A 662-nucleotide genomic window follows, 5' to 3' on the forward strand; every position below is an offset into this window, starting at 1 on the left:
CCGCCCCACCCCGGTGACCGCGGCCACCGTGCTGCAGCAGCCGTCCGGGATGCCGTTCCACCGCTACGTACCGTTCGGCTCCGTCGACCTGCCGGACCGCACCTGGCCGGGCAAGGTCATCACCCAGGCGCCGCGCTGGCTGTCCACCGACCTGCGGGACGGCAACCAGGCGCTGATCGACCCCATGTCGCCGGCCCGCAAGCGCAAGATGTTCGACCTGCTGGTGAAGCTGGGCTACAAGGAGATCGAGGTCGGTTTCCCGTCCTCGGGCGCCACCGACTTCGACTTCGTCCGCTCGATCATCGAGGAGGGGGCGATCCCCGAGGACGTCACCGTCTCGGTGCTGACCCAGGCCCGCGAGGACCTGATCGAGCGCACAGTGGAGTCCCTGGTCGGCGCCCACCGGGCCACCGTCCACCTGTACAACGCGACCTCGCCGCTGTTCCGCCGGGTGGTGTTCAAGGGGTCCAAGGACGACATCCGCCAGATCGCCGTGGACGGCACCCGGCTGGTGATGGAGTACGGCGAGAAGCTGCTGGGCGAGGAGACCGTCTTCGGCTACGAGTACTCGCCGGAGATCTTCATCGACACCGAGCTGGACTTCGCGCTGGAGGTCTGCGAGTCGGTGATGGACGTCTGGCAGCCGGGCGAGGGCCGCGAGA

The 662-nt window shown here is 68.7% G+C and carries 1 pseudogene; it reads left to right on the forward strand.

Annotated elements, in window-relative coordinates:
• Positions 1-662, forward strand: a pseudogene (locus AA75_RS20305) (2-isopropylmalate synthase); the annotation flags it as partial.

The sequence above is a fragment of the Kitasatospora sp. MBT63 genome (genome assembly GCF_000710465.2).
Lineage (GTDB): Bacteria > Actinomycetota > Actinomycetes > Streptomycetales > Streptomycetaceae > Kitasatospora.